This is a genomic window from Iodobacter ciconiae, assembly GCF_003952345.1.
Lineage (GTDB): Bacteria > Pseudomonadota > Gammaproteobacteria > Burkholderiales > Chitinibacteraceae > Iodobacter > Iodobacter ciconiae.
In genome coordinates, this window is sequence record NZ_CP034433.1 from 2,649,856 (window position 1) to 2,664,854 (window position 14,999).

At 50.6% G+C, this 14,999-nt stretch carries 15 protein-coding genes; 4 read left to right on the forward strand and 11 right to left on the reverse strand.

The window, feature by feature from the left end:
* Positions 1-112: 112 nt before the first annotated feature.
* From dapF to EJO50_RS11580, 3 genes are read left to right on the forward strand one after another with little or no spacing between them, the layout of a single operon-like run.
* Positions 113-964, forward strand: coding sequence for a diaminopimelate epimerase (gene dapF / locus EJO50_RS11570; protein ID WP_125974311.1), 852 nt, complete (start codon positions 113-115; stop codon positions 962-964).
* Positions 954-1,646: a DUF484 family protein gene (locus EJO50_RS11575; protein WP_125974313.1), complete on the forward strand. Its 693-nt coding sequence runs from the start codon at positions 954-956 to the stop codon at positions 1,644-1,646. Before dapF ends, EJO50_RS11575 begins: the two co-directional genes overlap by 11 nt.
* Complete coding sequence (locus tag EJO50_RS11580; RefSeq protein ID WP_125974315.1) at positions 1,646-2,626, forward strand: tyrosine recombinase XerC; 981 nt, start codon at positions 1,646-1,648, stop codon at positions 2,624-2,626. Before EJO50_RS11575 ends, EJO50_RS11580 begins: the two co-directional genes overlap by 1 nt.
* Positions 2,627-3,074: 448 nt before the next feature.
* On the opposite strand, the gene pip is transcribed toward EJO50_RS11580, so the two are convergent.
* From pip to dusB, 8 genes are all read right to left on the reverse strand, one after another.
* Positions 3,075-4,034: a prolyl aminopeptidase gene (gene pip, locus EJO50_RS11585; protein WP_125974317.1), complete on the reverse strand. Its 960-nt coding sequence runs from the start codon at positions 4,032-4,034 to the stop codon at positions 3,075-3,077.
* 60 nt (positions 4,035-4,094) lie between these two features.
* Positions 4,095-5,861, reverse strand: coding sequence for a ferrous iron transport protein B (gene feoB / locus EJO50_RS11590; RefSeq protein WP_125974319.1), 1,767 nt, complete (start codon positions 5,859-5,861; stop codon positions 4,095-4,097).
* A gap of 16 nt (positions 5,862-5,877) precedes the next feature.
* Positions 5,878-6,153, reverse strand: a complete 276-nt coding sequence (locus tag EJO50_RS11595) for a FeoA family protein (protein ID WP_206434378.1) — start codon at positions 6,151-6,153, stop codon at positions 5,878-5,880.
* A 127-nt stretch (positions 6,154-6,280) separates the two neighbouring features.
* Positions 6,281-7,558, reverse strand: coding sequence for a phosphoribosylamine--glycine ligase (purD, locus tag EJO50_RS11600; RefSeq protein WP_125974321.1), 1,278 nt, complete (start codon positions 7,556-7,558; stop codon positions 6,281-6,283).
* A gap of 14 nt (positions 7,559-7,572) precedes the next feature.
* On the reverse strand, positions 7,573-8,130 hold the full coding sequence (locus EJO50_RS11605; RefSeq protein WP_125974323.1) for a phospholipid:lipid A palmitoyltransferase: 558 nt from the start codon (positions 8,128-8,130) through the stop codon (positions 7,573-7,575).
* Between the two features lie 139 nt (positions 8,131-8,269).
* Entirely contained in the window at positions 8,270-9,832 is a 1,563-nt protein-coding gene (purH, locus tag EJO50_RS11610; protein ID WP_125974325.1) for a bifunctional phosphoribosylaminoimidazolecarboxamide formyltransferase/IMP cyclohydrolase, read from the reverse strand.
* 63 nt (positions 9,833-9,895) lie between these two features.
* On the reverse strand, positions 9,896-10,135 hold the full coding sequence (locus EJO50_RS11615; protein WP_046351523.1) for a helix-turn-helix domain-containing protein: 240 nt from the start codon (positions 10,133-10,135) through the stop codon (positions 9,896-9,898).
* On the reverse strand, positions 10,132-11,169 hold the full coding sequence (gene dusB / locus EJO50_RS11620) for a tRNA dihydrouridine synthase DusB (protein WP_125976460.1): 1,038 nt from the start codon (positions 11,167-11,169) through the stop codon (positions 10,132-10,134). The genes EJO50_RS11615 and dusB overlap by 4 nt, the downstream gene beginning before the upstream one ends.
* Positions 11,170-11,246: 77 nt before the next feature.
* On the opposite strand from dusB, the gene EJO50_RS17180 reads away from it, so the two are divergent.
* Positions 11,247-11,387, forward strand: a complete 141-nt coding sequence (locus EJO50_RS17180; RefSeq protein ID WP_164521495.1) for a hypothetical protein — start codon at positions 11,247-11,249, stop codon at positions 11,385-11,387.
* A gap of 379 nt (positions 11,388-11,766) precedes the next feature.
* Here the strand turns inward: EJO50_RS17180 and gatB are convergent, their stop codons facing one another.
* Genes gatB through gatC form a run of 3 tightly spaced genes read right to left on the reverse strand, consistent with a single transcriptional unit; the run spans position 11,767 to position 14,981 of the window.
* Complete coding sequence (gene gatB / locus EJO50_RS11625; protein WP_125974327.1) at positions 11,767-13,194, reverse strand: Asp-tRNA(Asn)/Glu-tRNA(Gln) amidotransferase subunit GatB; 1,428 nt, start codon at positions 13,192-13,194, stop codon at positions 11,767-11,769.
* A 21-nt stretch (positions 13,195-13,215) separates the two neighbouring features.
* Positions 13,216-14,664 carry an Asp-tRNA(Asn)/Glu-tRNA(Gln) amidotransferase subunit GatA gene (gene gatA / locus EJO50_RS11630; protein ID WP_125974329.1) on the reverse strand — a complete coding sequence of 483 codons (1,449 nt, stop codon included), beginning with the start codon at positions 14,662-14,664 and terminating at the stop codon, positions 13,216-13,218.
* Between the two features lie 29 nt (positions 14,665-14,693).
* Positions 14,694-14,981 carry an Asp-tRNA(Asn)/Glu-tRNA(Gln) amidotransferase subunit GatC gene (gene gatC, locus EJO50_RS11635; RefSeq protein ID WP_125974331.1) on the reverse strand — a complete coding sequence of 96 codons (288 nt, stop codon included), beginning with the start codon at positions 14,979-14,981 and terminating at the stop codon, positions 14,694-14,696.
* Between the last annotated feature and the right edge of the window lie 18 nt (positions 14,982-14,999).

Genomic DNA, 14,999 nt, shown 5'->3' on the forward strand with positions numbered 1-14,999 from the left:
GTAAATTCAGCCAGTAACGAACTTGGCCTCTCACTTTTTTCTTTCACACGCATTGCCTTAAATGGCAGCTAAGTTTACCTTTAGTAAAATTTTTCAGCGGCGCGCCAGATATATGAAAATTCAGTTTTCAAAGATGCAAGGCCTAGGCAACGACTTTATGGTTATTGATGGCGTAAATCAGCAGATCAAGTTAAGCCCCGACACCATACGCCAGCTGGGTGACAGGCATTTTGGTATTGGTTTTGACCAGCTTTTATTGGTGGAGCCTGCCACGCGTGATGATATCGATTTTAGCTACCGTATTTTTAATAATGACGGCAGTGAGGTAGAACAATGCGGCAATGGTGCTCGCTGCTTTGCGCGCTTTGTGCACGATAAAGGCCTGAGCCTCAAACAAGAAATCGCTGTTGAAACAGCAAGAGGGGTGATTTACCCCCGGCTGGAAAACAACGACAATGTCAGCGTCAATATGGGCGTGCCGCAATTTGCCCCAAAAGAAATCCCCTTTATTGCTGACAGCGATCAGATCATTCACCCGCTGGATATTGATGGTACAAACTTTGCAATTAGCGTGGTATCAATGGGAAACCCGCACGCTGTGCAAGTTGTTGCCGATGTTGAAACCGCCCCCATTGCCAGCATCGGGCCAAAAATTGAAACCCATCCGCGTTTTCCGGCTAAGGTCAATGTCGGCTTTATGCAAATCATCAGCCGTGATGAAATCAGGCTACGCGTGTTTGAACGTGCAGCAGGCGAAACCCTAGCTTGTGGCACCGGTGCTTGCGCGGCTGTTGTGGCAGGCATTCGCCGTGGCTTACTCAACCCTCTCGTTCGCGTCATCACTCATGGCGGCGAGCTAAGTATCGCTTGGGGTGGAGATTCGCAAGCAGTATGGATGACCGGCCCGGCCATCACCGTGTTTGACGGTATTATCAATCTCCAAGGAGAAGAGTATGCAGCCTAATGACGTCGCCCGCTGGCTTGGGGACAACCCGGACTTTTTTGAGCAATACGCCGATGAGCTAGCCGAAATTTATGTGCCGCACACCCACCGTGGCCAAGCTATTTCTCTGGCCGAGCGACAACTTCTTACCCTGCGTGAGAAAAACCGCTCACTGGAGCTGCGCCTGGGTGATTTACTACAGTTTGGTGAAGAAAACGACCATATCTCGGAAAAGTTACACCAGCTAAGCGTAAGCCTGATGCAGGCGGACGATTTAGCCAGCATGATCGGTACTCTGGAATACCATTTGCAGCATCGCTTTGGCGTGCCGCATATCGCCTTGCGGCTCTGGCTGGACAGCGATTGCAATCTGCGCGAGTTTGCCCCCGTAGGTGAGACGGTACAAAAACTGGCTCAAAACCTGGTATCACCTTACTGCGGCCCCTATGTCACCGATGAAGTACTGTCCTGGTTTGATGTTGAAGCTGGCACACTAAAATCTTTTGCCCAGTTTGCCCTGCGCACCGGTGGTGAGCCGTTTGGCATACTTGTCATGGCCAGTGAAGATATTGAGCGCTTCTATCCTGATATGGGCACACTGTATTTGCAGCGCCTATCCGATTTGGTCTCGGCATCAATACGCCGTGCCGTGCCGCAATTTGCTCCCGATGGCGAGCCAATGCTGCTCACCGAAGAAGTGTAATGCAAACCACCACGGAACGTCTTCCCTCAGGGGAAGTCCCCAAGCCCGCAGATGAGCGTGACAGTCCCGAGCAAATCAGCACAAAACACGCCATGCTCGCCCACTTTGTACAATATCTGGAAGGTGAAAAAGGAGCCGGGAAACACACCCGCTCAGCCTACGGGCGGGATATGGCTACCCTGCTCGAATACGCTACTGGCCACGATTTGCCAGCGCTTACCCCCAAAGAAATTCGTGGCTATGTGAGAAAGCTGAGCGGTCAAGGTCTGTCAGCCAGAAGCATCGCCCGCACACTTTCTACCTGGCGCACCTTTTACCGGCTAATGTGCCGGGATTTTCACTGGCCCATAAACCCTGCCGATGGAATAAAACCGCCAAAGATCAGCAAAAAACTGCCTGCCGCAATGACCATTGATGACGCCAGCGGCTTTTTAGAAAACATGCCCGACGATAAAATACTGGCCTGCCGGGATAAAGCAATCTTCGAGCTGGCTTATTCTTCGGGCTTACGCGTGGCAGAATTAGTTTCGGTTACCCTGCTCGATTTAGACCTCAACCACGGCATGGCAATGGTCACCGGTAAAGGCAGAAAAACACGCAAGCTCCCTGTTGGCAGCGTGGCCTGTGAAGCTATCCGCCGCTGGCTGATAGAACGCCCCAAACTCACCCCCAAAAGCAACACGGTATTTGTCGGCAAAAACGGCGACTCACTCAGCACCCGCGCAGTGCAATTACGCATCAAATACTGGGAAAGCAAACTCAATATCGCCGAACCTCTCTACCCGCACAAACTGCGCCACAGCTGCGCCAGCCATTTACTCCAAAGCTCACACGACCTGCGCGCCGTACAAGAGCTCCTCGGCCACGCCAGCATCGCCACCACCCAAGTCTATACCCACCTCGATTACCAACACCTCGCCCAAGAATACGACCGCACGCACCCAAGAGCTAAAAAGCCAGAAGATGAAGAGGGGGAGTAGTTTTGTTGCTGGATGAACCCAAATACTGAAACACGGAGGGCACGGAGAAAAACAGAGGGGGAACATGCTATTTACTTTGAGGTTTGAGGTTTGAGCATTTTCAAATTTAGGCGACTGGATTTACATCACGACTAGTCGCACGGGGCTTTTTAAAGTCCCCTTGAAGCACGCCGAAGCGAGGAATAAGCAGCTCGGGGTTTCGGAAAAGGGGTAGCGAGGCAGCGAGCGCGCAGCCTTTTTCGCCGAGCTGATTATCCGCAGTGAGGGGCTTTCGTGCTGGTCGGGGCGGCCTTCTTTTGGTTCTTTTCTTGGCCGTTCAAGAAAAGAACGCCCCCGCGGTGGCTACCGCTCCTAAATCAACGTGCCGAAGGCACTAAAAAGATCTTTTTGACTTTAGGTTAGCAAAAGCGGCGAGTTCCACCCGCCCTACGACGGCTCACCCATCCTATTAAGAAAACCTCCCCTGCAATTTAAATTCCTCAGTCGCTTTAATTAAAGCCGTAGCAATTCCCGGCTCCATCGCCGCATGCCCCGCATCGGGGATGATGTGTAGAGTCGATTCTGGCCAGGCCTGATGCAGGCGATAAGCTGATTTTGGCGGGCAAATTACATCGTAGCGGCCCTGGATAATCACCGCAGGCAGATGGCGAATCTTGCCCACGTTCTGCACCAGCTGATCTTCGTCCATAAAAGCCCCGTAACGCATATAGTGCGCCTCTAAGCGGCCAAGACTCATGCAAACAGCATCGGTTTCAAACTGAGCAATGGCACTGCTTTGCGGCTCTAAAAACAGGCAGCTACCTTCATAACGGCTCCAGCTGCGGGCAGCAGGCAGATAGACATCCGGATCAGCATTGAAAAGACGCTGGCTATAGGCTTCAAGCAAATTACTCCGCTCAGGCGCAGGAATATACGCAGCAAATTCGGCATGAACTTCCGGGTAAAAATAGCCAATACCATTCACAAACCAATCCACCTCGGCCGCAGTACAAAGAAAAATCCCGCGCAAGATAAAACCTAAACACACCTTAGGATGTGCTTCTCCGTAAGCCAGCGCGAGGGTGGAGCCCCAGGAGCCGCCAAACACCAGCCACTGCTCTACCTCCAGCATCTGGCGTAAGACTTCAATATCAGCAATTAAATGAGCGGTGGTGTTATTGCAATATTCGCCTAAGGGCGTGGATTGCCCCGCACCGCGCTGATCAAACAGCACAATGCGATAATAGGCTGGGTCAAAAAAACGACGATGCATGGGCGAAATACCACCGCCGGGGCCACCGTGTAAAAACAGTACCGGCACACCATCAGGATTACCACATTCTTCCCAATAAAGGGTATGCACATCATCTACGGCAAGACGGCCACTGCGGCGAGGCTGGATATCCGGAAACAATAAATCGCTCATCATTAACCTTTGTAAGATGGATGCAAAACAGGGGCATCGCCGCCCCTGTTTATACCAATGCAATCAGAAACCCAAGGCTCTTGCCCCCTGGTAAAAGATAAACGACAGCACCCAGGCAAGTAATAAAGAATAGACCACAGAAAAAGTAGTTAATGCCGCGCTATTGGATTCCTTGCGCATAGCAGCAATAGTAGAAACGCAAGGCACATAGGTTAATGAAAACAACATAAAACTATAAGCTGATACCGGATCGAGCACGACAGATAAATGATGTGCCAGGGCGGGGCCATCCTGCCCGGCAATCACCGCCAGCGCACCGAGCACTACTTCTTTTGCCACAAAACCAAACATCAGGGCAATCGACAACTCGGCCTGAATCCCAATGGGGGACAACACCGGCTGAAAAAATTCGGCAATCATGATGGAATAACTATGTTGCGGACTCGGATAATTACTTAATAGCCAAACCAGAACAACGCCAATCACAATCATGGTGGACGCCAGGCGTACAAAACCGGCCGCCTCGCCCCAGCCACGCAAAAAGATTTGCCTCAGTACAGGAAAACGATAGGGCGGCAGCTCCAGCGTGAATGGCTCGGTCGATTTAAAACGGCCGCGCAGCAACAGCGCCGTGCCCATAGAAATAAAAATACTCGCAAAATAAAGTGATAACAGCACCCACGGCGCTTGCAGGGGAGTAAACAGTGCAGCGGTTAAAAAGAGGAAAATCTGCAAACGCGCCGAGCAAAGCGAAAAAGGAATCGCCAGCATGGTCAGCAAACGCGCTTTTCTATCCCGAATCACCCTTGTGCCCATTAAGGCAGGCACATTGCAACCAAAGCCCATCATCAACATTACAAAGCCACGGCCATCCATGCCCAGACGAGCCATCAGCCCATCCATCATAAAAGCCGCGCGGGAGAAATAACCCGAGTCTTCGATGATGGCCATCAGACAGAAAAACAGAAAAATAATCGGAATAAATGTCAGGACCGTACCTAAGCCGTCAAACACCCCATTAATCAGAAAACCGGACCAAAATGGCGGCCAGGGGGCAATACCCGGCGTCAAGATCTCAGCCTTGAACCAATCCAGCCCTTCGTTAGCCAGATCTTGCAATGGCACGCCGATGGCATAAGTAAGCTGAAACAGACAAAACATCATCAATACAAACAGCGGCAAACCCAGCACCGGATGTAAGATCCAGCGATCCAGCATGGCGGTGGGGCCGGGCGGCAAAATGGAGGGGCGCTGAATAAAGCGGCTATACAGCCGTGCCTCATTCTGATGCAAGGTGCCGGATGCCGGTGCATGGGCTAGGGAAATTTGCTTAGGATCTTTTTGACTAATCAGGCGATTAAGCGCCTCTTTTAAATCAGGCACGCCCTGCCCATGCTTGGCACTAATTTTAAGCACCGGGCAGGCCAGCTCCGCAGCCAGGCCTTCCAGATTAATTTGCACGCCCGCCTGCTTGGCTTCATCACTCATATTAAGCGCAATAATCAGCGGCGCCCCCAATGCCTTTAGCTGCAAAGCCAAAACCAGCTGTCTGTCCAGCTGCGTGGCATTCAGCACCAGCAACACGGCATCGAGCTCTGTTTTATTCAGAAATTCCTGAGTAATCCGCTCGTCTTCAGCTCCACCACTTAAATCATAAATCCCCGGCAGATCAACCATCTGCACCATGGAGCCACCCAGTAAAATACGGCTGGAAGCCAATTCCACCGTTAGCCCCGGCCAATTGGCGGTGCGGGCCGTACCTCCCGTAATGCGATTAAATAAGGTTGATTTGCCAGTATTGGGCATCCCTACGAGGGCAACGCGTTTCATGCCACCACCTCAATCATCAACTATGTGCTTGTGGCAGAATATCAACCACAATCTGCCTGGCATCATTGCGGCGCAACATAAATTCGGTACTGCCAACCCGCAGCTGTAAAGGCCCGCCCATTACCCCCCGACGGATCACCTGTACATCACGCTGCACATGCAAGCCCAGTGCAGCAAGGCGTTGGCATAAATCAGCATCAAGCCGGGCAGAGAGGATTCTGGCAGGGATGTTAAGCGGAAGATCGGCGAGTGTCATAGTTTTAGCAATGAGAACGGTTTTTGTTAACTTCATAATCTACCTTACATCAACAAGCGTCAATGCAAGCACCCAGATTTATTGACTTGTATCAGCACACAATTTTTGTGCGATAAAAAAGCCATACAATCAATGCATGGCTTTTTTGCAGTCAATTTAACCTTTATTTACGGCCAATCGCCCGCCAGCCGATATCACTACGATACTGAGCACCGGTAAATGATACACCCGCCAGAATTTGATAAGCGCGTTTTTGCGCCATTTTAAAACTGTCGCCAAAAGCGGTAACACAAAGCACACGGCCACCAGCAGTAATGGCTTCACCTTGTTCATTAAGCACGGTGCCTGCGTGAAACACATGACCATCTTCCAAAGCCACCGTCGGCAGACCTGAGATTAAATCACTTTTGCGAGGAGTTTCCGGATAATTGGCCGCAGCCATCACCACACCCATTGCCACGCGTCTATCCCATTCGGCCTCAACCTGATCCAGAGTGCCATTTACACCGTGCTCGAGCAAAGTGACAAAATCGCTCTTTAAACGCAGCATAATCGGCTGGGTTTCAGGATCACCAAAACGGCAATTATATTCGATCACCTTAGGATTACCCAAAGTATCAATCATCAAACCAGCATACAAAAAGCCGGTAAAGACGATGCCATCTTTAGCCATACCCTGAACGGTGGGTAAGATGACTTCACGCATGACTTTGGCGTGCACATCAGGGGTGATCACAGGCGCCGGGCTATATGCCCCCATTCCCCCAGTATTCGGGCCTTCATCACCATCCAGAAGACGTTTATGATCCTGGCTGGAAGCCATTGCCAGTACATTTTTACCGTCAACCATCACAATAAAGCTGGCTTCCTCCCCGATAAGACACTCTTCAATCACTACACGAGCGCCCGCATCACCAAATTTATTATCTGACAGCATAGAGTCAACCGCTGCGTGCGCTTCATCCAAAGTTACAGCAACAACAACCCCCTTGCCAGCAGCCAGCCCATCCGCCTTGATGACAATCGGAGCGCCCTGTGCCTTGATGTAAGCATGCGCTTCATCCGCATTGGTAAACGTCTGGTAAGCGGCAGTGGGAATACCATGGCGCAGCATAAAGGCTTTGGCAAAGTCTTTGGACCATTCCAGCTGCGCTGCAGCACGGGTTGGGCCAAAGATTTTCAAACCCGCGTCGCGAAAGGCGTCAACCACACCTTGCGATAATGGAGCCTCTGGCCCCACGATGGTGATGCCGATATTTTCTGTTTTAGCAAATTTGATCAGCTCATCAATGGCGCTGATGTCTACATTAGTTAAATCTTTTTCCAGTGCCGTACCTGCATTACCTGGCGCTACAAAAACTTTACCTACACGTTCGGATTGGGCAATTTTCCAGGCCAACGCATGCTCACGACCACCCGAACCAATCACTAAAATATTCATGAATCTGTTTCCTGTTAATCAAATTCGTAGCGGCCAAAGAAATAAGCCACATTGCCATTATTAAGCTGGCCATTTAAACGAGGAATAAAAGTGCCCATCACCGAGGCCTTACCATAACGTACCGCTAAAAAAGGAAGAGGTGCCGGAAAGGGAATTCCGGCAATCACATCCTGGCGCGATATCAGAGAGAGCGACATCCCCGCGCCTACCGATAGCTTCCCAACAACCGGCCAAAACCAGAGACGCATATAGCCCACCTGCAGCTGTGGATCCTCGTGCGAATCGGCCAGAATCATGCCGTAGATAAATTCCTGATCCCCATTTTCAAATTCAATCCGCTTCCCCAGGCCGCCACCGTAAGCAAACTCATTAAATGACTCCAGCTTCTCGGCTTCATAAGTAGAGCGCTGATGCCAGGAATACCCCGAAACCAGCAAATCATTCTTGCCTTCCCGGTTAATTTTATCTACGCGCTGACAAGCCGCCGTCGCCCAATCCCACATATTGGAGCAATCTATTGCAGATGCAGGTAAAGCAATCAGCAAGCAAAGGGTGGCAAACAGTTTTTTCATTATCTCAACCAAAATATTTCAAAGCAAAAGCCACTGCCTATACAAGCAGCCACCCAGTTAAATACTTAAATATACCAAGCACCATAAACACAATAAGCGGGGAGTTTCTTCCCCGCTTTCAGACATTCAACCTATCACATTAATGACGGAAATGACGAATCCCTGTTACCACCATTGCAATACCATGCTCATCCGCAGCAGCAATCACTTCATCATCCCGCACCGAGCCGCCTGGCTGAATAATTGCAGAAACACCATTTTCAGCAATCACATCCACACCATCACGGAAAGGAAAAAAGGCATCAGAAGCCGCCACCGAGCCGCGTAAATCAAGACCTGCGCTTTTTGCTTTTATGGCCGCAATTTTGGTTGAATCAACGCGGCTCATCTGGCCCGCCCCTACACCCAGCGTCTGGCCTTTACCGCAAAAGACAATGGCATTTGATTTAACAAATTTGGCAACATTCCAGGCAAACAGCAAATCTTTAAGCTGTGCTTTGGTTGGCTGAAGCTTGGTGACTACTTTTAGATCACTCAATGTAAGAATGTGTGAGTCAGGTGTTTGCACCAATAAGCCACCACCCACGCGCTTCACATCAAAACGATTCGCGCCCTGCTCTACCGGCACTTCCAGCACACGAACATTCTGTTTTTTGGCCAGCAAAGCCAATGCTTCTGCTGTGTAAGAGGGGGCAATCAGCACTTCCATAAATTGCTTGGAAACAGCTTCTGCAGTATCAGCATCGACAGTCTGGTTAAACGCGATAATGCCACCAAATGCACTGGTGGTATCCGTTGCAAATGCTAAGCGATAAGCCGAGTAGCTGTCTGTGCCTACGGCCACACCACAAGGGTTGGCATGTTTCACAATCACGCAAGCAGGCTCTGCAAACTGCTTCACGCATTCCCAGGCTGCGTCAGAATCGGCCACATTGTTGTAGCTTAATTCCTTACCCTGCAATTGCTTGTAATCAGCAAGACTACCCATGGCAGGGTCGATATCGCGGTAAAAAGCCGCGCTTTGATGAGGGTTTTCGCCATAGCGCATATCTTGCACTTTAACGAATTGCATATTCAGGCGATCCGGATAAGATTTTTTCTCGCCCTCGGCGGTCAGCGCCGTCAGGTAATTAGAAATCGCACCATCGTAAGCAGCGGTATGACTAAAGGCCTTTTTAGCCAGCACTTTACGCGTTGCCAGCAATAAGCCACCGCCATTAGCCTGCATTTCTTTGATCAGCAAGGCGTAATCACCAGCATCTGTCACAATCGCCACATGGGCATGGTTTTTAGCGGCAGAGCGCACCATAGCCGGGCCACCGATATCGATGTTTTCGATTGCATCTTCATAATTGCAATCAGGGCGGACAATCGTCGCTTCAAACGGGTAGAGATTCACACAGACCAGATCGATATTACCAATCTGGTGTTCAGCCATGGTGGCTACGTGTGCAGGCAAATCGCGGCGGCCCAAAATACCGCCATGAATTTTTGGATGCAGTGTTTTTACCCGTCCATCAAGCATCTCAGGAAAGCCGGTGTAATCTGCCACTTCAATTACTGGTACGCCATTGTCGCTAAACAATTTAGCGGTTCCACCGGTCGACAAAATTTCGACGCCAAGAGCTGCCAATGCTTTGGCAAAATCAAGCACACCGGTTTTATCGGATACGCTGATTAGCGCTCGGGTAATTTTGGTCATGATTTCAGCTTCCCTGTATTGAAGATACAAACTGGTTTCTTGTAAAAACTACACCTCTACACATTACAGCAAATCGTAAATCTGTAATTTTTTACGCAAGGTATTGCGGTTAATGCCCAGCATATCGGCGGCCCGTGTCTGATTTCCCTCTACGCGCTCCAATACTAATTCCAATAGTGGCTTTTCAACACGGGCCAGGACCATATCGTACATCGCGCACGGCGGTTCGCCATCCAGGTCCTGGAAATACTGGTCGAGAGAAGCGTAAATTGCCTCGGCGATCAGATCGGTTTGAGTACTCATAAATCTCCCGATTCATTGTGGTTTTCTTTTTGTTCTGGTACATCTTCGTACTGTAACCGCTCACCTAAAGTGAGCAAGCCATCAAAATAATTGCGGGTGGCATTTGCCTGCCCTAGCGTTGATTCTTGTGCATACATAGACTGACGAAATTCATTACTACCGCGTAAGCCCTTGGTGTACCAGGCGATATGCTTGCGAGCGATACGACAACCAGAATACTCACCATAAAAAGCGTACAGATCGTCCAGATGGCCGAGTAATACATCACGAACCTCTACCACTTCGGGCGCAGGCAGAACTTCCCCTCTGGCCAGGTAATGAGCAATTTCGCGGAAAATCCACGGTCTGCCCTGTGCTGCCCGCCCTATCATAATCGCATCGGCACCAGTTTCTTTAAGCACCAGCGCCGCTTTTTGCGGGCTATCAATATCGCCATTGGCGATTACAGGAATCTGAATCGATTGTTTTACCTGAGCGATCAAGGCATAACGCGCATTGCCCAGGTACATATCTTCACGTGTTCGGCCATGAATAGCCAGCGCGGCTATCCCTGCCTCTTCGGCTATTTTAGCCACACGCATAATATTTTCTTCGCCATTGGCAAAGCCCAAACGGGTTTTCAGTGTAACTGGCACATCTACGGCACGCACCACGGCATGCAGAATCTTTGCAACTAAGTCTTCATTTTGCAACAAGGCCGAACCCGCTAACTTATTGCAAACCTTTTTAACCGGGCACCCCATATTGATATCGATGATCTGCGCACCGTGCGCCACATTATACCGCGCAGCTTCAGCAAGTAAGCCCGGATCAGAGCCGGCAATTTGTGCAGAAACCGGTGCAAGCTCACCTTCAAAATTAGCGCGACGCAAAGTCTTCTGGTGCGAGCGCATGCTGCTGTCAGCTGTCATCATCTCGCTCACCGCATGCCCCGCACCAAATCGCTTGCAAAGCATGCGAAAGGGGCGATCGGTCACGCCCGCCATGGGAGCAACAATCAGATTATTAACAAGGGGATAGGGGCCGATATGCATAGTCTGCTGGCGCAGTAAAAGGCCGCGCATTCTAACGCCTGCCTAATTTTTAAGCAACAGCCTTCAGGCGGATTTTTATGAAAAACCTTAAATCCGCAGACACAGAGAACACGGAATTTAAAAAACAGTACGCAGAGAAAGCGCGGGTGATTACAAAGGCGGTATACAACGCTTTGGTGATCATTGCTTATGCTTTACAAGCATCGCATCGTTCTTAGGGAGGGAGAAACCCCATATGCGCTAAGCAATTTGGTTTTTAGTAGCAAACAAAGAAAAAAGAAGACGGCTATGCTCACGGCCCGGGGCTTAAATCTCCCCTTGAAACACGCCGGAGCGAGGAACGAGCCAATCCCGCCTACCGCCGACTGTCCGCAGCGGAGGGGCTTTCGTGTTTTGCTGTTGTCGCTTGGCTTCGTTTCTTGGCGAAGCAAGAAAGGAAGGCCCCGCGGTGGCTAACCGCTCCAAAATCACCGTGCCGAAGGCACTAAAAAGATCTTTTTGTATTTTGCTTAGCGTACATGAGGTGAAACCCGCCCAACATTTTTGCAAAAAAATAGCGAGCCCACAGGCTCGCTATTTCTAATAACCAGGCAATAATCAGCTGAGCTTCTTAGTCAAAATCTCGGTCACCATCGCCGGGTTGGCTCTGCCCTTGCTGGCCTTCATGCACTGGCCCATCAAGGAGTTAATCGCGGCCAGCTTGCCGCTCTTATACTCTTCAACCGCCTTAGGATTAGCCGCCAGCACTTCGTCGATAATAGCTTCGATTGCGCCTGTATCGGTGGTTTGCTTCAGGCCATCGCGCTCGATAATCGCATCCGCTGCATCACCGGAATCCCACATTTTTTTCAGCACGTCTTTAGCGGTTTTGTTGTTGATGGTGTTATCCATCACGCGCTTCACTAAACCGGCTAAAGCTGCGGCAGAAACAGGGCTGTCACCAATCGATTTTTCTTCACGGTTCAGGGTGGCAGACACATCGCCCATGATCCAATTAGCAGCCAGCTTAGCATCCGCACCTGCGGCAACCATGGATTCAAAGTACACGGCCATATCTTTAGAGCTGGTCAGGGTGCTGGCGTCATAAGCCGATAAACCATATTGCGTGCTAAAGCGCACACGCATCAGCTGTGGCAGCTCGGTCATTTCACCGCGTACACGCTCAATCCAGTCTTCCGAGATGCGTAGTGGCGGCAGATCAGGATCAGGGAAATAGCGGTAATCATGCGCGTCTTCCTTACTGCGCATCATGCGGGTTTCGCCGCTGTCCGGGTCAAACAAAATAGTGGCTTGCTGAATCTTATGACCATCTTCGATCTGATCAATCTGCCACTGTGTTTCAAACTTGATCGCCTGCTCCATAAACTTAAAGCTGTTCAAGTTTTTAATTTCACGGCGCGTACCAAATTCTTTCTGGCCTTCCGGGCGCACAGAAACATTGACGTCACAACGAAAGCTCCCTTCCTGCATATTGCCATCACAAATACCGATCCATGTTACCAGGCTATGCAAGGCTTTAGCGTAAGCAACCGCCTCGGCGGCGGAGCGCATTTCAGGCTCGGAAACGATTTCCAGCAACGGTGTACCGGCGCGGTTCAGATCAATCCCGGTCATGCCATGGAAGTCTTCGTGCACCGATTTACCCGCATCTTCTTCCAGGTGGGCACGGGTCACATTAATTGTTTTTGTGACATCGCCAACCTGAATCTCAATCGCCCCCCCCTCAACCACCGGCAATTCAAACTGGCTGATCTGGTAGCCCTTAGGCAAATCAGGGTAAAAATAGTTTTTACGCGCAAAAATCGATTTACGATTAATCTTGCCGCCAATCGCCAGGCCCAGCTGAATAGCGCGCTCTACCGCACCGCGGTTCATTACCGGCAAGGCGCCCGGCATGGCCACATCCACCACTGCGGTCTGCGTATTTGGCTCAGCACCGTAAGCGGTACTGGCGCTGGAGAAAATTTTCGACTGAGTCGAGAGCTGGGTATGAACTTCCAGCCCGATCACTACTTCCCATTTCATTTTGGTGATTCCTGTGGCTGCTTAAAGGCTGGGCGCACGTGTGTGCCAGTCGGTGACTTGCTGCAATTGATGCGCAGCATTCAGCATTTTGGCTTCACTGAAATAATTACCAATCAGCTGTAAACCAACCGGGCGGCCATTTACAGCAAAGCCTGCCGGCAGACTCATGCCTGGCAAACCAGCCAGATTCACCGCCAGCGTATAGATGTCTTCCAAATACATCGCCGTTGGATCGGCATTTTTCTCACCCAGATTCCAGGCTGCTGTTGGCGCAACAGGGCCAGCAATCAGATCGCAATGCTCAAATGCAGCCTGGAAATCGTTGGCGATAATGCGGCGGATTTTCTGTGCTTGCAGATAATAAGCATCGTAATAACCATGGCTCAGCACATAAGTACCAGTCAGGATGCGGCGTTTGACTTCTGCACCAAAGCCCTCTGCACGGCTTTTCTCATACATTTCAGCCAGACCAGAGTATTCCGCAGCGCGGTGGCCATAACGCACACCATCAAAGCGGCTCAGATTACTCGAAGCTTCTGCAGGAGCGATGACGTAATAGGCAGGGATAGACAGCTTGGTATTCGGTAAGCTGACTTCAACAATGGTGGCACCCAGCTTTTTATATTCGCTGATGGCAGCATCCACAGCAGCAGCCACATCGCTTGCCAAGCCTTCGGCAAAATATTCCTTAGGCAAGCCAATTCTTAAACCCGTCAGCGGTGTATTTAAATCATGGCTGTAATCTTCTTTGGCGTGCTCAAGTGAAGTGGAATCTCGCTCATCAAAGCCCGCCATCACATTCAGAAGCAGCGCGCAGTCTTCAGCGCTTTTGCCGATCGGGCCGCCCTGATCCAGGGAGCTCGCAAAAGCGATCATGCCAAAGCGGCTGACAATGCCGTAAGTCGGCTTTATGCCGGTTACGCCGCAAAATGCCGCAGGCTGGCGAATCGAACCGCCGGTATCCGTTGCCGTGGCAATCGGAGCCAGGCGCGCCGCAACAGCCGCAGCCGAGCCGCCTGATGAGCCACCCGGCACAGCCAATTTATCCCAGGGATTTTTTACCGGCCCGTAAAAGCTGTTTTCATTGGATGAGCCCATTGCGAACTCATCCATATTGGTGCGTCCCAGGCTCACTAAGCCTGCCTTACGGCATAGCTCAATTACATTGGCATCATAGGGTGCAACAAAGTTATCCAGCATTTTGGAGCCACAGCTGGTTTTCCAGCCCTGCTGGCAAAAAATATCTTTTTGCGCAACCGGCACGCCAGTTAATACGCCAGCCTGACCGCTTGCCAGCAGCGCATCCGCCGCTTTCGCTTCGGCAAGGGTTTTATCCTCGTCCAAAGTAATAAAGGCATTCAGATCGCTCATGACTTTAGCGCGTGCTAAATATTCGCTGGCCATTTCAACCGCAGAAATTTCTTTAGCTGCCAGCATGGCCGATAACTGCTTTACTGATTTTTCTATCATTATTTTTTAGCCGGGAGACCCCCCGCCCCTCACTCAATCACTTGCGGAACAAGATATAAGCCAGCTTCTACCGCTGGCGCCACCGCCTGCCATGCCTCGCGACGATCAGGCTCACGCGCTACATCATCACGCAGACGCAGCATCACATCCTGCGCATGTGCCATCGGCTCGATACCTGTGGTATCGACGGCACGCATTTCTTCAATCAAAGTAAGAATCTGGTTTAACTGGCCTTGAGTAACCGCTAATTCATCACCAGTCACCGCAATGCGTGACAAGCGAGCAATACGTGCTACATCTTCAATAGACAGGGACATGTCGGATTTACCCCGTAA